Consider the following 18,646-nt stretch of genomic DNA (forward strand, 5'->3'; position numbering starts at 1 on the left):
CTAGAGAGTAGTCAATACTTTCCACGCCGGGGTCAAAGTCACAGGTACGTTTGAGCATATGAACCGCCAACAGGAATTTGTGCTCAGCACCATCGAAGAACAGGACATTCGATTTATCCGACTGTGGTTTACCGACATCCTCGGTTATCTGAAGTCGGTTGCGGTTGCTCCTGCCGAACTTGAAGGATCCTTTGACGAAGGCATCGGCTTCGACGGTTCCGCAATTGAAGGCTTTTCGCGAGTCTCTGAAGCAGACACGATCGCGCGACCCGATCCCTCAACGTTCCAGGTCTTGCCAACGTTCCGCAGTGACGAAGAACTCCCGTCGGCACGCATGTTCTGCGATGTAACCATGCCGGACGGGCAGCCAAGCTGGGCTGATCCACGCCACGTACTGCGTCGTCAGATTCAAGCACTTGCCGACGAAGGTTTTACAGCATTCGTCCACCCAGAGATCGAATTCTTCTTGGTGGAATCGTTGGACACCGATGGCCGTCCACCGAAGCCAACCGACAATGGCAGCTACTTCGATCAAGCGGTTTACGATAGGGCACCGCGATTCCGGCAGGATGCGATTACATCACTCGAATCGGTGGGTATTCCAGTGGAGTACTCGCATCACGAAAACGCGCCGGGCCAGCAGGAAATCGACCTGCGTTACGCCGATCCGCTGACGATGGCGGACAACGTGATGTCGTTCCGCTACATCATTAAGCAGGCCGCGTTGAAGAACGGTGTCCACGCGACGTTCATGCCGAAGCCATTCGAAGATCAGCCGGGTAGCGGTATGCACACGCACTTCTCCCTGTTCGAGGGAGACAACAATGCTTTCCACGATCCTGACGACGAAAACCAGCTGTCCACCACCGCCCGCCGATTCATCGCCGGCATTTTGACGCATGCGCCAGAGATCTCTGCGGTCACGAATCAGTGGGTGAACTCCTACAAACGCACCGTCTTCGGTGCGGAAGCTCCGACAGCTGCAACATGGGGCATGGCCAATATTTCTGCGCTGGTTCGAGTGCCGATGTACTCGCCAGGCAAGGCGCATTCCCGTCGAGTAGAAATTCGCTCGCTGGACTCTGCATGTAACCCGTACTTGGCTTACTCGGTTGTCTTGGCTGCTGGTTTGAAGGGCATCAAGGAAGGCTATGAACTGCCGCCACAGGCAGAGGACAATATCGCTGAGCTGACTCGCAGGGAACGTCGTGCGTTGGGTTACCGGGATTTGCCGACGTCATTGGAAGAAGCCCTGCTGGAAATGGAGCGCTCGGAGCTTGTCGCCGACACCCTCAGCGACCATGTGTACGAGTTCTTCCTCCGCAACAAGTGGCGTGAGTGGCGTGACTATCAGCGCCAAGTAACGGCATGGGAGCTCAAAACAAACCTGGACTACTAAACAACGTCCCTGGGGTGTAACACAACAATGGTGATGAATAACCGTCCACGCACGAGTCGTCAATCAGTGCCTCGACCTGCTGTGCTGGGACTCAATGCGGATCAACGCACGCATGACGATCTCGAAGCGCTGCACTGGTACAACGAGGATTCGTTGGAACTTCTGTGGGGACTTGCGGGTGCTGCCGATCCGAACTTGGCACTCGCTGGCCTCATTCGACTGAAGGAAGCGCTCGATTCGAAAGAAGCAGCCGGAACGTTGCCTGACTGGGCAACATGGTCTGCTCTCGATGAATTATTGCGCAACCAGGTATTGATGCGAACGCGCATGTTTGCGTTGATGGGCGGCTCGGCTGCACTGGCAGATCACCTGATCGCCAATCCGACAGAATGGATCCAACTCCAAGCGGATCTACCAACGCAAGGTGACATGTTCCGTGAACTGCTCACCGCCGTGGAAGCGATGCCGGAGTCACCAGTTCTCACCGATCCCGACAACGTTGCCGCCGCTGATGACCTCGAAGCGCACTATCCCACCGAGTCAAGCCCCGATTTGGAAGGCGCGGGGTTATATCGCGCCGGGATCACCGGTCGTGAGGCCGAAATTGCCATGCAACGTGCGTACCGCAACCTCATCATGCGCATCGCAGCTGCTGACCTCGCAGGAACTTATCCGAGAGGTCCACGTCGGCCAGGTCAGCCTGTCGTGCCTTTTGTACAGATCGCAGAGGCCTTATCTGACCTCGCTGATGCAGCGTTGACAGCAGCGCTGTCTGTCGCCGTCGCAAAGGTCTATCCAGATTCGCCGGTGAGCACAAGGTTGGCTGTCATCGCGATGGGCAAGTGCGGCGCCCAGGAGTTGAATTACATCTCCGATGTGGACGTAATCTTCGTAGCAGAGCCACCGGACGCGCGAGCGACCCGTCTTGCTGGTGAATTCGTCCGCATTTCCTGTCGATGCTTCTTTGAAGTCGACGCTGCACTACGGCCAGAGGGCAAAAGCGGAGCGTTGGTGCGCACCCTGGAATCGCATGTCGCGTACTACAAGCGGTGGGCGCAAACATGGGAGTTCCAGGCACAGCTAAAGGCTCGTCCGATGACGGGCGATTTGGACCTCGGCAATGCCTACATCGATGCGCTGCGACCCATGGTGTGGGAAGCATCCCAGCGAGATTCATTCGTACCGGATATTCAGGCCATGCGGCGACGTGTGATCGAGAATGTTCCCGATGATCTGCGTAAACGCGAGTTGAAGCTCGGTGTCGGAGGTTTGCGCGACGTTGAGTTCGCGGTGCAGCTACTGCAGATGGTGCATGGGCGTTACGACGAAACCCTGCGCGTCCTTTCCACCGTTGATGCCTTGGAAGCACTGGTTGAGGCAGGCTACATCGGCCGCGAAGACGGCCGAAATCTGATTGGTGCCTATGAATTCATGCGGCTGCTGGAGCATCGTTTGCAGCTGCAGAAACTGCGTCGGACGCACACGCTGCCACCTGCTGAAGACGTAGAAAATCGTCGTTGGTTGGCTCGCGCATCGGGACTAGTCATGCAGGGTTCGGCCGATGCAGCCGAGATCCTGAACAAGCGTTTTCGCGCAACCTCGATGCAGATTCGTTCGCTGCATAACAAGCTGTTCTACCGTCCTCTGTTGAATTCGGTAGTTGAGCTGGACGTTGGCACGATGCAGTTGTCTGCAGACGCCGCGAAACGTCAGCTCGCAGCACTTGGCTATGACTTCCCAGACCGCGCCTATGAGCACCTCACCGCGCTCGCCTCGGGTGGTTCCCGTAAGGCTCGCATCCAAGCAATGATTTTGCCGACACTGATGGAATGGCTGTCGGAAACCCAAGATCCCGATGCTGGTCTGCTGAACTACCGTAAGCTGTCCGAGGTCCTCTACCACCAGCAATGGTTTGTTCGCACGCTGCGCGACGAGGGCATCGTCGGCCATCGGCTCATGCACATTCTGGGCACGTCACCATACGCTTCCGATTTGCTCATGATGTCGCCGGAAACCGTTCGTATGCTTGGCGACGGTGCCGTCGGCCCGAAATTGTTGGATACCGATCCGCAGACGGTGGGCCGGTCATTGGTGGCGGCGGCAGGGCGTCACGACGATCCCGACAAGGCCATCAAGGTAGCTCGTGCGCTTCGCCGTGCCGAGTTGGCGCGTATTGCTTCTGCAGACCTACTGGGCATGATGGATGTGCGCGATGTGTGTCGCTCCCTGTCGCTGGTGTGGGATGCAGTGTTGGAAGCAGCGCTTGCGGCAGAGATTCGTGGTTGGCAGAAGGCCCACCCCGATGAACCAGTCCCGGCAAAGATCTCAGTCATCGGCATGGGGCGTCTTGGTGGTGCAGAGCTTGGCTATGGCTCAGATGCTGACGTGATGTTCGTCTGCGATCCCGCCACAGATGAAGCAGGGGAGCCTGTCGTCGAAGATTCCACGGCTGTTCGGTGGGCAACACGGATTTGTGATGCAATGCGTCGTCGTCTAGCAAAACCGAGCCAGGATCCAGCATTGGAAGTCGATGTTGACCTGCGCCCAGAAGGACGTTCGGGGCCGATCGTCCGCACGTTGCATTCTTATCTGTCGTACTACGAGAGGTGGGGAGAGACCTGGGAGCTTCAGGCGCTGCTGCGTGCAACATGGATCGCCGGCGATAAAGAACTAGGTCAGCGTTTCCTCGAAGGCATTGACTCAATGCGCTATCCGGCAGGGGGTGTCGACGAAAAGATTGTTCGCGAAGTGAGGCGCATGAAGGCTCGTGTCGATAATGAGCGACTGCCACGTGGAGCGAATCGTCGTACACATACGAAGCTTGGCTCGGGTGCGCTGACCGATATCGAATGGACAGTGCAACTGTTGACGTTCTTGCATGCACATGAAGTTCCAGAACTGCACAACACCTCAACACTGGACTGTCTGGATGCGCTGCAGAAAGCGAACATTCTCGATGGAGAAGACACCGATACTCTGCGTACTGCGTGGTTAACTGCGACAAAGGCACGAAATGCGCTGGTTCTGACTCGTGGCAAACGCACGGACGAGCTGCCACAGCCAGGACCTCAGCTGGGCCAAGTAGCAGGTGCCGCGGGCTGGGATCCCATGGATTCCAATGGTTTTATGGAGAACTATTTGCGTGTCACCCGTCTATCACGAAGGGTCGTCGATCGCGTTTTCTGGGGTGAGGAGTCTCCTACTCACGAGGTATAGGCCATAATGGTTCGGATGAACAACCAGGTCGATTTCTCGAGCCGCCCAGATTACCGCGATCACCTTCGCACTCTGGGCGATTCTGACCTGCGCTTTTTGCTTCGCGCCAGCGGTAGTGATCACACGGCGGAACAGCCACGCACTCGCGCTGAATCCATCATGGCGCTGCTGAGCGATGATGCTGCGTTGAATGCGCTGTCGTTCGCCACAATTGATGTCGTATCGGTAATCCAGCTTGTTCATGTGCTGGAGGATTCAGCCACGCTGGACGATCTCGCCGAAGTCGCCTATTTCGCATCAGATGATGACACCAGTCCACACGAAAAGGGTGTCGTAGTGTCCAAGCGGCGAGAGCGGGCGTCGAAAAGCGAGCTGCTGAACAGGCTGCACCGTGCCCGCAATCTGGGACTCGTGTGGGAACAGCCAGTGGGAGTGTGGAACGTACCGCCACATGTTTCGCGGGTCTTTGGCGAAGAACCGACGATGGCAACGCCGGTGCAGTGTCTGATCGATTTGGTGGAGCCGGATCTACTGCGCGAGCGTATGCGTCGATTGGGACTGTTGGGCGGCAACGAAAACTTGCAGGAGCATGAGACTTTGGCGCGACTGCGTGACTTCTTGTGCTCGCCACGCAAGGTTCGCGCATTGGTGTCAATGGCGCCGTTGAAGGTGCAGAAGCAGTTGAAGTACTTCGCGCAGGAAGCAATTCGGCTGGATCGTCGTACTTGGAGCGCCTCGCGAGCAGAAGCCGTCGAATGGGCCGAGGAGCACTTGTTGGCGGTGTCGTTCACCACGCCAATGGAATACGGCGACGAGCTCAACGCGTCGATGGTCTCGCCAGTCTCCCTCGCATTGCGTGGCTCCGAGTGGTTCATTCCACGACCACATGAACGCGAACAATTCCCGGCTGCAGAAAAGGACAATTTCGCCGCTCAACAACGTCCCTGGCAGCGCGCAGTGTCGTGCGCTTCGGCGTACCTGCAGTGGGCAGGTACTGAGGTGCTGTGCCCATTCGAGATGGAAGGCAAGCAGAAGATCATCGACTTCGCTGTCACCATTGGGGCGAATCCTGATGTGATGACGGTGGTCGTCGACATGCTTGTATGTGCCGGACTTGTCGACGAAGACACCGGCGGAGTCACCACCGATGCTTTGTCCTATTGGTTCAGCAGTACGACGGTAGAACGTTGGGCATGGCTCGTGGCAGGTTGGCTGACGGGTAAGTCGGAAGAGCAGATCGCAAAGTACTGGGTTGGCGATTCGGTGTTGCTTGCACAGGTGGCGGCGCGAACGCAGCGACGGATGCATCGGGAAATTGTGATGCTCGCGGTGGAGTTGGAACAAGGTCACAAGTATTACCGCTGCTGCATTGATAACCATATGGTGTGGCAGTTCCAGGCTGCTTTCGATGTGCTGCAAGTTGATCTGCAATCCAGTATTGACTCCGCCATGGAGGGTGCTGAAGCACTTGGCATTTTCCTCGATGGCGAAGCCCCGTGGCATGCCGATGCGATTGCGATCGCCCTTGCAGATGCGTGGTTTACTGAGCAAGATTTGGCGCCTAAAGATGTCGCAGAGCTCATTGCCAGCATCGTGGTTGTGGAGGGGCCACAATCGCAGGGCTCCATTGTGTTGTCCGAACCGCATCGCGACGACGACGGTAAGGCACCAATGCTGTACGCACATTCTTTCGGCGTGCCAACCAATGATGTCGCAGCGGCTTTGGACTTCTTGGCGGAACGAGACAAAACTGGTGCCGTCACCCGGTGGGTGTTCACCGAAGATTCGGTGCGTGCGGCTTTGATCCAGGTCGATTGGGACGTTGAGCGTTTGTATCAGCAGCTGGTGCACGTCGCCAATACGGAGTCGATGCGTCCGCTCTTTGAGGAACACCTGATGAAGATGGTGCACTCCTTGCAGTTGCAGGAGATCCTGGAATTGCCAATGCCGGTTTCAGGTGCGACCGCCGGCAGTGACGAGGTCATTGACGGCGATGGCAGCACCAACAGCACAGGCAGTGCTGATGGGATCGTTAATGCAGACGACACCGGTGAAACAGACCCTACAAACGACAAAACCTCGAGTGAAAACACTCGAGGAAATGACGGTGATGATTCAGGTGGCGAACCGGAACAGCTTTCGCTGTTCTAAAGGCTCGTCGCCAGCGAGGTATCGCTGGTAATTACTTGGCTGCTGCGAGAACTTCGTCGACGACCTTGTTCAGGACCTCGACCTGGCCCTCAGCTGGAGCGAAGGATCCATCAGCCATTTCAGCACCGAGGTCGATCTCGACTGCGGTTTCAGCGTCGACCATCTTCAGATTACGAACAATGTCGCGCCACTGGTTGACTGCACGCACGCCCTTGTGGAAGCCGTAGCCAACGAAGCCAACTGGCTTCTCAGACCACTCAGCGAATAGCAGGTCAACTGCGTTCTTCATGGCAGCTGGTGGCGCTGCGTTGTACTCAGGGGTGACGAACAGGAAGCCGTCGAGCTCCTTGATTGCAGCTGCCCATGCAGTGGTCTTCTCATCTTCGTAGACACCGTTTGCCATGCCTGGGATGGTTTCTTCGGTGAGGAAGTTCAAGTCGAAATCTGCGACACTCAGTTCAACCAGCTCAACGTCAGTGCGGCCCTGCAGAGCCTCGTGGACCCACTGACCAATTGCAGTGCCTGCGTTGCCCTTGCGGGTGGTGCCGGTGATAATGCCAAGCTTCATTGTGAAACCCTCTCATATTAATGATGATGTGTCAACAATGTAGCAGTAGTGGCGAGCTCCCGCAACTTGAAAGCTATACCAGTGGGGGTGTGGACTTAACGACGTCGTCGATACGTGCGACCCAAACGGCTGTGCCATCGCCGAGGCTTGAGTCGCTCTGGTTTCGCGCTACGGTACTCGCGAACATTCGCCTGGTCGACCCACTGTGGCGTGGTGCAGGCATCCTTGTCCAGGAGATCCGACGGGTCGTGCACGTACACGGTCGTTTGCGCACCAACTGATTCGAGCAACTGCTGAGTGAGCTCGCGGGCAAGAGGGGAGAAGCTGCGCACCTCAACCAGATCCAGGAAGAGCTGCGTACCTGACGCGGCACCCTTGCCGACCTCGCGGTCGACAACTTGGAATGACGTGAAGTTGATGTCTCCATACAGGCGGAGCAAGGTGGTGTCTTGAATGCCGTCAGAATCAAAATCAACCAACGCGCGCTGGCGAAGAGCGCCATGAGGACGTTGCGAAACACGCATCATATGCAAGCCCAAATCCTCTGATGCGCGGTGGAAGAATTCGTTGCCACGCACAGAGTTGCCAAACTGATCTAGTGGCGGTGAAAAGCTGGCCAACGCCAGTTCGCCTGGGATCGCGCCGACGATGCCACCACTGACGCCCGACTTTGCCGGAATTCCTACCGTATTCATCCAGTTACCCGCAGCGTTGTACATGCCTGACGTAGACATGACAGACAGCACCCACTGAACCGTCTCAGGCTGGAAAACTCGCTTGCCGGTCATGGGCTGAATTCCACCCGAAGCGAGTGTTGCACCAATAGTGACGAGGTCACACACGTTCAGCGCGACAGCACTTTGGCGACAGTAGCCCTTAAACGCCTCCAGCGGATCGCAGGTGATCGTATCGGTCGAACGCAACAAGTTGGCGATGGCGCGGTTTCGGAAGCCAGTTTCCACCTCGCCTTCTGAGACCTCGTGGTCGATCTTCAATTCCCGTCCAGCCAAGTCGGACAGGTTTTGGCGAACGACTTCTACGGCGTCACCATCCGGGCCAACGTATTCCATGAGCAGTCCGTGCACAGTGATCGCGCCGGCATTAATCATCGGGTTGACTGGACGACCGTACTTATCCAAAGAAATTTCGTTGAATGCGTCACCACTTGGTTCCACACCAACACGTTCCGAAACGGCGTCCAAGCCCATCAATTCGATTGCTAGTCCGTATGCCAGGGGCTTACACATCGACTGGATGGTGAACTCATGAGAGGTGTCCCCGAAGGCATACATATCTCCGGTTGGAGTCATCACGGCGGTGGCAAAGAGCTGGGAATCTACGTCTTTCAACGCAGGGATGTACTCAGCGTTTGCACCACCGGACCGGTGCCGGCACGACTCGGTGAGATCAAAAAGCGTGTCTCGGAATGGAGAGGCAATAGTAGGGAACGTCATGCACCCAGGCTACGGAAGTTCGCCCCTTACGCGAGCTCAAACTTGTGAGACGGTGCTGCTGCAGCGCGTCGTCGCAAAGCAATCTGCGCGGAGAACAGCCCGATCATGCCGATGAGCCACACCACGAGCACCGCAACCCAGGCGAGGCGGAAATCAGCCCACTGGTAGGCGCTACCGTCGCTGGAAATGTCGAGAATGACACCAATACTTTGCGACGCCACCATCGCCGCCACAAACCCACCCATGTTGGAAAGACCTGTACCAGTTGCGAGTACAGAGCGATCGACGTTCTCGCGGACGGTATCGAAACCATAGTTGGAAGTCGATGCGGCAAGACCGAGGAAGGCGTTCATCACGATGATGACGATAAACGTGTGCGGTGTAGGAGAGAGGAAGAACCAGACCCAGGCCATGGCGACGGAGGTAGTCATGAAGGTGTGGAACTTCCATCGGCTACTACCCAGGCGCGACGAAATCATGCCAACGATGGGCCCCGAACAAATCACTGCCACTGTATTGATGACCAAGCCAGCACTGGCTTGGGATGGCTCCAATCCCATACCAAGGGTCATCAACGGCATGCCCCACAGCAACAGGAACACGTTTTGATTCAGCAGTCCCGTCCAGTGGGTAAAGAATCCCTGCCAGCAGGACGGATCACGCAAAACGACGCCCAGCATCGAACGGATTGATGCCCGCTGCGGCGGAGTTGCAGGTGGCTGGGTGGTGACTGGCCGAATGTTGACCGACGACTCTCGATACAGCGAATCGTCGGGTCTATCCCGTACAGCAACAGCAGCAGCTAGCGCGATAATGGCGCCACCCGAGGCAATGGACAAGAACGCTGGAACCCAGCCTTCGGCGTGCAATAGAGCCAAGAACGGCGCTGCCGAGATGAACTGGCCCAGCTGGCCAAGACCTGCGGTGAGCTGGGTAAAGACTGGCGTGGATTTCAGTGGGAACCACGCTGGAAGAAGTCGCATCACTGCCAGGAATGCGGTGGCGTCGCCTGCGCCAATGAGAATTCGGGCACCAATTGCGACCGGATATGCAGTGGAGAGGGCAAGTACGGCCTGGCCCACCGCCATGAGAAGTGCTCCGGCGACCATCGTCTTCCGAGCGCCAACGCGGTCAATGATGATGCCGACGGGAATCTGCGCCAGTGCGTACACACCAACCTGAACTGCGGTGAATACCGCGAGCCGGGAAGCGTCAATGTCGAACCTGTCCAGCGCTTGTACGCCTGCAACACCAAGTGACGTACGACCTGTGATGGCAACGATATACACCAATACGGCAGCGGCCCACACGACGAGGGCGCGGGCCGCAAGCTTCTCACGTGGGTGCGGGCGGTCGCGAACTTGGCGGTCTCTCGCTGGGGAGTGCGAAGAATGCCCTCTAGTGGAATGTGCGGGATCCTTGGGGTTCGACGAAGTGCTCACTCTGGACGAGTGTAGAACTCTTTAGACTGGAAAGTAACTGCGAAACACCAACCCGGTTTATTCGATCTTGGCAATGAAGGCGACAGTAGCGATGACCCGCAAAAGTTACACAAGTACTCAACCCCAACGGCAGCGCTTTGTGGTGCGGTTCTTCGCAAGCACCGGTGTTTCAGTGCTGGCGCTGGTCAGTACTGGTATTGGTTTGGGGGTTGCTACGGCATCGGATGCGTCAATCGGTACACAAAGCGAGCTCAAGCCAGCATCGGAGATCAACGTTTCAATCGACGATGCGGATGATCTGCTTACTCCCGCTGATGAAACCCGGCTGCTCAAAGAGACCGAAGCACTTCTAGTGCCCGGGTCAGTCACCGACATTGAGTATCTCTTGATGGAAGATGTTGACGATAACATCAACGACTCAGTCGAAGAGCACCTCCGTGACAAGAACTCGCCCCTCATCCTGGAGGACGTGTTTCGTGATGGCGCGCTCATTTTTGCCTACGGCAAAGATCCTCGCTCCAACGGTGCTTATGCCGGTGAGGATGTTGCCGCAGACATAGACCTTCGTAATGACACCCGTCTCGACAACATTCTGGAAGCCGGTCGACCAGCGCTGAAAGACAAGCAGCTCGTTGATGGCCTCGTTGCTAGCGCGAAGTATGCCGTCGATACGAGCACAATCGAGCGTGATCGTCGACAAGCTGAAGAAGATGCGAAACGAGATGAGACTATTGGGCTCTCTGTAGCTGCGACGACTGTGGCAGTAGCTGCGGGCGTGACGACGGTCGCAGTTGCAGCATCTCGCAAGAAGAAGGCGAATACAGCCCGTGAGAAGTTGGCATTTGTGCAGAAACACTACGCCAGTGTCGGGCTGCGTCTGGGGGAGATCGACGTGCGGGCGCACAACTTGAACTCGCCATTCGCGAATGCCGAGTTGCGTTCCCAATGGGAGCAGGTACGCGACGAATTTCTTGCAGTGAATTCACTGGTAGATGGCATGATGCACATCAATACCCGGATTGAAGAAATGCACGAGAAGATGCCGGAGGGCAAGAAGTCCGATGCGGTGTTGAGGCAGCGAGCTGGCGACATCAACAAGGCGCATGAAGCCACCGAGCGCATGACCAATGCGGAGAAGAATATCGACCGTCTATGGGACATGGAACATGGTGACGATGCGGCGCGTATTGAAGAACTAAGCGAGCTTCGCGACGACATCATCAAGGCACAATCCGATGTCAATAACTCCGAAATTCAAAAGCGTCTTGCGCACCTAGAGGCATCAGCCGATGAGCTGCGTCGAGATGTACGAAGCGACGCGTTCATGGACAATTACGCGCAGCTGATTCACGACTATGCGCTGGTGATGGACATCATCCGTGAGAAGGAATTTGATGACCTCGATATAAAGGACGGCGAACGCCACGCACCAGCTCTGTGGGATGCGAACTACCGCGTTGGCTCAGGGTATAACAACTGGGTGCCGTTCATGGTGATGTCAACCTGGCATGATGCTGATCTCGCTGCGACGACGGACAGTGGCAATAGTACGTCGTTCAGTTCGGGGTTCTCCGGCGCCGGCGGTGGCGGTTCGTTCTAACGCTTCTGCAAAACCTCTTTGATGAAGTCCGCAACAACACACTGCGAGATTTTCACGTCGAGGACGAGAACATCTGCCGGATTGTCGTGAAGCGCAGTTGCGACCAGATCGAAGTCAGCCATGGTGCGAATGGTGATGCCACGTGCGCCGAGGCTTGAACCGAGTGCTGCGAAGTCAATGTCATCGATGACCATGGACTCGGTGTCAAGACCAGCGGCGGCATATTGGTGCAGTTCGGCGCCATATGCAGCGTCATTCATCACGACGATTGCGCCCCCAGGGGTTCCGTTCCTGCCGCGCATCGCGCGAATGGCAGATTCCAAATCTGACAGGGCCATCAATCCGCCACCATCGCCGGTAACAAGGACTGTGTAGTCACTCGGTCGTGCAGCCGCGATGCCCACAGCAGAGCCACAGCCAAGCCCGATGGATTGAATTGCGGAACCCACAAGTGCCAGCGCATCTGGATCCGGCGTGTCCAAGTACTTCGGCACCCAGCCCAAGAAGTGGCCACCATCTGTACACACGCAGCGTTGCTGAGGCAGCAAGAGATTCAACGCATGTAGAGCAGCGCGTGGGTCGAGCCGTCCGTCCTCACCCACGGTATGAGCTGGCGCTGGCGTGAAGTCGCCACGCTGCAATTGGAGGCGGAGCTCTGCCAGATCCCAGCCATCGGCGTACTCATTCTTCGTGATCAGTCTGAGCAACTGAGGTAGAGCATCTCTCAGATCGGCGTACACCCGCTTATCGACGGGCATAGCTGCTGGATGTGGCTCGTCGATAATGTGCGCCACAGTTGCGTGGGCAGGGAACATCTTGCCGCCGCGAGCTTGGAATGGGTTGAAACTAGCGCCCAGAACCAAGATGGCATCTGCGCTGCGCATGACATCGACTACCTCTGCGTGAGCAAACCCACCGGATATGCCAAGGCTGACTACATCGGCGAATAGCTCACTGTCCGCCTCTGGAGCTGCATCGAAGACGTTGTTCGCCATCGCGGAGGTGAGATGGATGGCGCCGATTTCGTCGCCAAGCTTTGCCACCATTTCTTCTGTGTGTGACAGCACTACACCGCGACCCGACACGATGACAGGCCGGTGGGCGGTGGACAGCAGCTCAGCAATGTCGGCGAGGGAATCGCCAGCGTGCGTGTCAGAGGCTGGCATCGACGCATCAGCGGCGTGCGGGGCTGCCGCCGACGAGACGCAATACGGATCATGATGAGCATTGCGTGCGATGGCACCATCATGCTCCAGCTGGCTCTCCTGCAGATCATGTGGAAGCAGAATGACGACCGGCTCTCGCAGTGACTCCGCGAGATCAAAGGCAATCGACGTTTCGATTCGTGCCGACGACGGTGAGACGGTGAGGTAGATGATTCCCATTGCGTCGAGAAGCGCAGCCTGGTCGACATCGAAGTGTCGTGGCGCAGCAGCCGGCGCGGTGCCCGCGATGAAAACAAGGGGAATTCGCGCGTACTTCGCTTCGGCCAGCGCAGTAATGGTGTTGGTGAAACCAGCACCACAGGTCGTTGTCGCAACTGCGATTCTCTCCGAACGTGACGACGCTCGGTAGAAAGCATCAGCCGCTGTCACAGTAGCTGCTTCGTGACGGACCGCCGTGTATGGGAACCCCTGGGAGGTGAGATCTGAGACAACATGTGAGTTCGCATTACCGACGAGGCCGAAGGCGTGATGTGCGCGGTCGCGCACAACATCAGCGATGGCTGACGATGTCGTCGAAGTTTCCAAATGTCCGATTGTGTGGGATTGATATCGGTTAGTTGCGAACTGTGTGAAGTCTGATGGGGACAACGGAACTCCGAGCTTGAAAGAGGGCGGGTAGGCGACGATAACGCCAAGACGGTGAATGTGCACCGACGATTGTGACAGCTCGAAGACAGTTTCGGGAGGTCTAGGGTGTTGTTAGAGCAGGTTTACGTAGTTGGTTGTCGGTGTAAACCCAGCTCCGGCGGGTATTTATTGAATTCATTCCAAATCTGGAAGTGGGGGTGAAAATGTGTGAATTCGGGGGTGGGGGTGCTGTTTCTCGTGTGCGGGGGTCGGGGGTGATTATGGGAAGGCCCTATGGCTGCGATGGCGCAGCGAAGGAACTGGGGAAAGGTGCGGCGGCGCAGATTCAACGGCGCAGGATCGATCGTCAAAAAGAGAAAATGGGTGGGTACCAACCGATCAGAAAAAGACCGAGATAGGTGCCCACCCGTTATCGAGTGACGTTACAGCGACGTGACTACTTCGCCACGTGCTCAGAAATGAAGTTCTTCACAACTTCGACATCGTTTGGCAGATCGACGACGCGACGTGGTGCATCCATGATGCCCGCAAAACGCTCTGGAGTATCTGGCTGCTGACCAGTTGCTTCGAGGATTGTCTCGGCGAACTTCACTGGCAGTGCAGTTTCGAGGCAAACAATTGGGGTAGCAACCTGATCGCGTACTTCACGGGCCACGTGGATGCCGTCCGCAGTGTGCGGATCAACCATGACACCGAGGCGCTCCCAGCAGTCGCGGATCGTCTCGATGCGGTCCGCGTGGTGCGAGCGACCCGACATGAAACCGTACTTCGACGAAGCATTGGGGAATACGGGATCGGCAGTGAGGGAGAAGCCACCTTCCTTCACTTTGACTCCGAATAGTTCCGCAATGCGCTCGGCATCGCGATCTAGCAGGTCGAAAACGAAACGCTCGAAGTTCGAGGCGCGGGAGATGTCCATCGATGGGCTCGAGGTAGCCAACGTCTCTTCCGCGGAACGAACACGGTAGCCACCGGTGTGGAAGAACTCATCGAGAACGTCGTTCTCGTTCGTAGCAACGATGAGACGGTCGATGGGAACGCCCATAGAGCGTGCGATGTGTCCGGCGCAGATATCGCCGAAGTTACCGGTAGGAACTGAGAAGCTGACCTTCTGCGAGTTGTCTGCCTCTGGGCCGTTGTTGCCCGTAACTCGGATCCAGCACGATACGTAGTACACGACCTGAGCCATCAGGCGTGCCCAATTGATTGAGTTCACCGCACCAATGCGGTGCGACTTCTTGTACTCCAGGTCGCCCGACACTGCCTTCACGACATCCTGGCAGTCGTCGAAAACGCCATCCAGTGCGATGTTATGAATGTTCTCGTCCTGCAGACCGAACATCTGCGCCTGCTGGAATGGTGTCATACGCCCAGCTGGGGTGAGCATGAACACGCTGATTCCTGGACGTCCGCGCATTGCGTACTCCGCAGAAGAACCGGTATCGCCGGACGTAGCGCCAAGAATATTCAGGGTCTCGTTACGACGGCCCAGTTCGTATTCAAAAAGCTCGCCTAAAAGCTGCATTGCCATATCCTTGAACGCAGCAGTTGGCCCCATGGATAGGTGGCCAATGTAAAGGCCGTCTTCCAGCTCTGTCACAGGGACGATTGCTTCGTCCGAGAACTTTGGAGTGGTGTAGGCACGGGCGCAAATAGCCTTCAGATCTTCTGCTGGGATGTCGTCGACGAACAGTTGAAGAACTTCTGCTGCCAGGGCGCCGTAGCCGTTATTGGCAAGAACGGCGCGCCACTTCGTCAACATCTCATCATCGACCTGCGGGTACTCCGCCGGCAAATACAAACCGCCGTCGGGGGCCAGGCCGCCGAGAAGAATATCGGAAAACTTTGCTGGGGTGCGCTTTGGATCGCGGGTCGAAATGTAGTCCACGTTAATTAGTTTACTGAAAGGGAAAGGCCCGGCGTGCATGGCACGTCGGACCTTGGGAAAAGCGGAGAAAACTACGGTGCGGAAATCCGCGATATGAACCCGGTATTTACGCGATAATGCTGTCCTTGTTTTCGTCTACTTTGTCGAGCTTTCCCTTCGCAATTTTGTTGACAACCATGGCGATGGCTCCGTCGCCAGTGACGTTGCACGCAGTGCCAAACGAGTCGATAGCGATGTAAGCGGCGATCATCAGTGCGTTCTGTTCGTCAGTGAAGCCGAGCATGCTGGCGAGGATGCCGACGGCAGCCATGATGGCACCACCCGGCACGCCTGGTGCTGCAATCATGGTGATGCCCAGCATGAGGATGAAGCCGATGGCCTGCGCGAAGCTCACTGGAGTACCTGACATGTACATGACTGCGAATGCGAAAAGCGCGATCTTCATCATGGAGCCGGCAAGGTGAATCGTTGCGCAGAGTGGAATGGTGAACCCGGCGACGGATTCCGAGACTCCGTTCCTCTTTGCGCACTCATACGTGACTGGAATCGTTGCTGCCGACGATGAGGTGCCCAGTGCCGTCGCGTATGCGGGAAGCATGTTCTTCAGCGCCGTAAGTGGATTTCGACCAGCGATGGAGCCTGCCAGCACAAACTGAATAGCCAACAACACAACCGTGCCAATGATTGCCAGCACCAACACCTTGAAGAACATCGACAACGTGGTGGTCAGATTGCCATTCATGCCCATCGACAAGAAAATGCCGAAGATGTAGAACGGCAGAATCGGAATGATAAAGGTCGAGATGACCTTCATGATCACGTCGCGAAGCTGGTCTGCGCCTCGCTGAAGAGAATCGGACTTCACTGCCGTCATGGCCAAGCCAATGACGAAAGCTAGCAGGAGGGCCGTCATCACCTCAAACGGTGGTGGCATCTCGACGCTGAAGTACGGGGACAGTGCGCCTTCTTCGACGTCGACAGACTTTGCGACGGTGTCGTCGCCAAGCAAGCTCGGGTAAAGCGAAGCAGCTGCGCCGTAGGCGATCAAACCCGAAAACACCGTGGAACCGTAGGCAATTGCGGTGGTCAGGCCGAGCCACTTGCCGGCACCCTTGCCAAGACTGGAAATTGCCGGGGTGATCAGCGCGAAAATGAGGACTGGAACGAAGAAGCCAAGGAAGTTGCCGAACAACCCGTTGAACGTGACGAAGACTTTTGCAAGCCATTCGGGGAAGAAGAAGCTACACGCGATGCCGAGGATGATGGCAACGATGATGCGGAACAGTAGCGACTTCGAAAGTCGTGAAAAGTTCATGTCAGTTCCTTTGGTTTCGGTACCTCGAAGCGTGAGTGCCGGTATGCACCTAGCTACGAGAGCGTTGGTGTGCCTGATGTACCTAGTGTTCGAAAAATTCTCTGAATAACTTACCTGAGGTAATTGCCGTTTCCCGCATCGCTGGGGTGCTTTCCGCGCGGTTGGATTGGGGAACTGCGCTAGCCGTAACCCTTTACGAAATGTAAAATAAACTGTACAATAAGGGTTGTAGGGTAGACATCAAGGAAAGAATGTTTATGGGTTCCAGTGGTAGTTCACACGATGCGTCGCTGGGAAACATGGTTCGCAAGTACCGGCGCTGGCAAGAGCTCTCGCAGTCAGAACTGGCTACGCGGGTTGGGGTTTCTCGGCAGACGGTTGTGAACATCGAAAAGGGCAATTACTCGCCGTCTGTGCATCTGGCACTTGCGATTTGCAGTGAGTTGGGCAAGACGGTGGAACAAGTTTTTGGCGACGAGCAAGAAACACAGTGACTAGTCAGTCACCACAATGTTAAAACAAGCGGAATGGTAGGGAGAGAACAATGGCGTCAATGTCGGATCACATCGTCGAGTTGTACGAGAAGTCGGTGGACGATGAATACGAGCGGAAAATCCTGCACCAGTCGTCGACCATCGCGAACTACATCACGGGTTATTCAACGATCATTGCGGCGGCCATCGTCGCGTGGTTCTTGCCGGGAAAAGCAGCTTATCTGTCATTCCTGTTCCCGCTTGCAGTTTTTGTGGGGCAGCAGATGGGGCAGAGGTGGATGCGCCAACGTGTTCCTGCGCCGAGGGCTGTCCTCCCGTCGACGCCTGTGTTGCTCCTCATGGTTCCGATCACAGGGTTGTGGATGGGTGGCTTGTTATATAACACCACGGACAACAACGCTTGGTCATGGATCGGCGCCATTGTCGGCGCGGTCGTCGGTGGAGTTGCAAGCTTCTTCTACATGAAGAAGAACCAGCAGCACAACCGCAATCTGGATGAGGAACGGTTGGCTGCTGCTGATCCTGACGATTACTGATTGTCGGTTACTAGAAGCCCTGGTCGATAAGCCACGTCGATAGATCTGTATGTCGCGCGGTGAACTGATCAGGGTCGTCTTTTCCTTGCTGACGGTCGCCAACAATCTGCCCGTCGACTAGGAAAAGCACTCTCTCGCATCGTGTGGCGACTTTGACATCATGCGTCACGACGACGACGGTTGTGCCTTCATTGTTGATTTCGCACAGGAGATCCATGATTTCGCTGGCGGAGGTCGAATTTAGTGCGCCTGTTGGTTCGTCACAGAACAGCACGTCAGGGTCATTGATGAGGGCACGGCAGATGCCGACTCGTTGCAGTTGGCCACCAGAAGCTTGTGCGACGGTGCGGTCTTCAAGTCCGTTCAATCCGACGCGATTCATGAGTTCCCGTCCGTGCTCTACCACTTCGGCTCGAGGTACCTTCTGCGCCGAAAACCCTGGGAAGATGATGTTGTCGAGCAGCGACAAGTTCTTCAGTAGATGGATCTGCTGAAACACGAAGCCCATCTTTGTGAGTCTGAGCTCCGCCAGTCGCTTCTGCGAAAGTTCGTGAATCGGCTCATCGTTGAAGAAAATCTCGCCGCTTGTTGCTTCATCCATCCCGCTGAGGGTGTTGAGCAGCGTTGATTTACCTGACCCCGAGGGCCCCATGATGGCGACGAATTCGCCAGGTTCAATCGAGACATCAATGCCGTGGAGGACAGTGTTTTCGCCTTCTGCATTGGGGAAGGACTTCACTAGGTTGTGGGAAGAAATGATGGTGTTCAT

General features: G+C 56.3%; 13 protein-coding genes. 6 read left to right on the forward strand and 7 right to left on the reverse strand.

The features are described from left to right. Positions 1–58: 58 nt before the first annotated feature. Genes WG934_RS07890 through WG934_RS07900 form a run of 3 tightly spaced genes read left to right on the forward strand, consistent with a single transcriptional unit; the run spans position 59 to position 6,766 of the window. Positions 59–1,399, forward strand: a complete 1,341-nt coding sequence (locus tag WG934_RS07890; protein WP_339979596.1) for a glutamine synthetase family protein — start codon at positions 59–61, stop codon at positions 1,397–1,399. 27 nt (positions 1,400–1,426) lie between these two features. Further along, on the forward strand, positions 1,427–4,615 hold the full coding sequence (locus tag WG934_RS07895; RefSeq protein WP_445228222.1) for a bifunctional [glutamine synthetase] adenylyltransferase/[glutamine synthetase]-adenylyl-L-tyrosine phosphorylase: 3,189 nt from the start codon (positions 1,427–1,429) through the stop codon (positions 4,613–4,615). 15 nt (positions 4,616–4,630) lie between these two features. Then, entirely contained in the window at positions 4,631–6,766 is a 2,136-nt protein-coding gene (locus tag WG934_RS07900; RefSeq protein ID WP_339989596.1) for a hypothetical protein, read from the forward strand. A 31-nt stretch (positions 6,767–6,797) separates the two neighbouring features. Here the strand turns inward: WG934_RS07900 and WG934_RS07905 are convergent, their stop codons facing one another. The 3 genes from WG934_RS07905 to WG934_RS07915 form a co-directional block, all read right to left on the reverse strand. Continuing rightward, entirely contained in the window at positions 6,798–7,334 is a 537-nt protein-coding gene (locus tag WG934_RS07905) for an NADPH-dependent FMN reductase (protein ID WP_339989597.1), read from the reverse strand. 95 nt (positions 7,335–7,429) lie between these two features. After that, positions 7,430–8,788 (reverse strand): glutaminase A, encoded by a 1,359-nt coding sequence (glsA, locus tag WG934_RS07910; protein ID WP_339979602.1) that lies wholly within the window; start codon positions 8,786–8,788, stop codon positions 7,430–7,432. Positions 8,789–8,814: 26 nt separating this feature from the next. Then, a complete protein-coding gene (locus WG934_RS07915) occupies positions 8,815–10,230 on the reverse strand; it encodes an MFS transporter (protein WP_339989599.1) in 1,416 nt (471 codons plus the stop codon). A 91-nt stretch (positions 10,231–10,321) separates the two neighbouring features. Here WG934_RS07915 and WG934_RS07920 point away from each other — a divergent pair, with 91 nt between their 5' ends. After that, on the forward strand, positions 10,322–11,830 hold the full coding sequence (locus tag WG934_RS07920; protein ID WP_339989601.1) for a DUF5129 domain-containing protein: 1,509 nt from the start codon (positions 10,322–10,324) through the stop codon (positions 11,828–11,830). On the opposite strand, the gene WG934_RS07925 is transcribed toward WG934_RS07920, so the two are convergent. The 3 genes from WG934_RS07925 to WG934_RS07935 form a co-directional block, all read right to left on the reverse strand. Then, entirely contained in the window at positions 11,827–13,581 is a 1,755-nt protein-coding gene (locus tag WG934_RS07925) for a thiamine pyrophosphate-binding protein (protein ID WP_339989602.1), read from the reverse strand. The genes WG934_RS07920 and WG934_RS07925 overlap by 4 nt on opposite strands. A 499-nt stretch (positions 13,582–14,080) precedes the next feature. Further along, on the reverse strand, positions 14,081–15,532 hold the full coding sequence (gene thrC, locus WG934_RS07930) for a threonine synthase (protein WP_339979609.1): 1,452 nt from the start codon (positions 15,530–15,532) through the stop codon (positions 14,081–14,083). A gap of 106 nt (positions 15,533–15,638) precedes the next feature. After that, positions 15,639–16,847, reverse strand: coding sequence for a dicarboxylate/amino acid:cation symporter (locus tag WG934_RS07935; RefSeq protein ID WP_339979610.1), 1,209 nt, complete (start codon positions 16,845–16,847; stop codon positions 15,639–15,641). Between the two features lie 257 nt (positions 16,848–17,104). Here WG934_RS07935 and WG934_RS07940 point away from each other — a divergent pair, with 257 nt between their 5' ends. After that, positions 17,105–17,341 (forward strand): helix-turn-helix transcriptional regulator, encoded by a 237-nt coding sequence (locus WG934_RS07940; protein ID WP_339979612.1) that lies wholly within the window; start codon positions 17,105–17,107, stop codon positions 17,339–17,341. 59 nt (positions 17,342–17,400) lie between these two features. Then, positions 17,401–17,877 carry a hypothetical protein gene (locus WG934_RS07945; RefSeq protein WP_339989604.1) on the forward strand — a complete coding sequence of 159 codons (477 nt, stop codon included), beginning with the start codon at positions 17,401–17,403 and terminating at the stop codon, positions 17,875–17,877. 10 nt (positions 17,878–17,887) lie between these two features. Here the strand turns inward: WG934_RS07945 and WG934_RS07950 are convergent, their stop codons facing one another. Beyond that, positions 17,888–18,646 (reverse strand): ABC transporter ATP-binding protein, encoded by a 759-nt coding sequence (locus WG934_RS07950; RefSeq protein ID WP_339989606.1) that lies wholly within the window; start codon positions 18,644–18,646, stop codon positions 17,888–17,890.

It is taken from the genome of Corynebacterium sp. H78 (assembly GCF_037572275.1).
Classification (GTDB): Bacteria; Actinomycetota; Actinomycetes; order Mycobacteriales; family Mycobacteriaceae; genus Corynebacterium.

Bases quoted from the DNA above. Each gene is read 5' to 3' on its own strand.
- WG934_RS07920 (WP_339989601.1), top strand. From the start codon at position 10,322: ATGACCCGCAAAAGTTACACAAGTACTCAACCCCAACGGCAGCGCTTT.
- WG934_RS07900 (WP_339989596.1), top strand. From the start codon at position 4,631: ATGAACAACCAGGTCGATTTCTCGAGCCGCCCAGATTACCGCGATCAC.
- WG934_RS07890 (WP_339979596.1), top strand. From the start codon at position 59: ATGAACCGCCAACAGGAATTTGTGCTCAGCACCATCGAAGAACAGGAC.
- WG934_RS07935 (WP_339979610.1), bottom strand. From the start codon at position 16,847: ATGAACTTTTCACGACTTTCGAAGTCGCTACTGTTCCGCATCATCGTT.
- WG934_RS07945 (WP_339989604.1), top strand. From the start codon at position 17,401: ATGTCGGATCACATCGTCGAGTTGTACGAGAAGTCGGTGGACGATGAA.
- WG934_RS07895 (WP_445228222.1), top strand. From the start codon at position 1,427: ATGGTGATGAATAACCGTCCACGCACGAGTCGTCAATCAGTGCCTCGA.
- glsA (WP_339979602.1), bottom strand. From the start codon at position 8,788: ATGACGTTCCCTACTATTGCCTCTCCATTCCGAGACACGCTTTTTGAT.
- WG934_RS07905 (WP_339989597.1), bottom strand. From the start codon at position 7,334: ATGAAGCTTGGCATTATCACCGGCACCACCCGCAAGGGCAACGCAGGC.
- WG934_RS07950 (WP_339989606.1), bottom strand. From the start codon at position 18,646: ATGAACACCATCATTTCTTCCCACAACCTAGTGAAGTCCTTCCCCAAT.
- WG934_RS07940 (WP_339979612.1), top strand. From the start codon at position 17,105: ATGGGTTCCAGTGGTAGTTCACACGATGCGTCGCTGGGAAACATGGTT.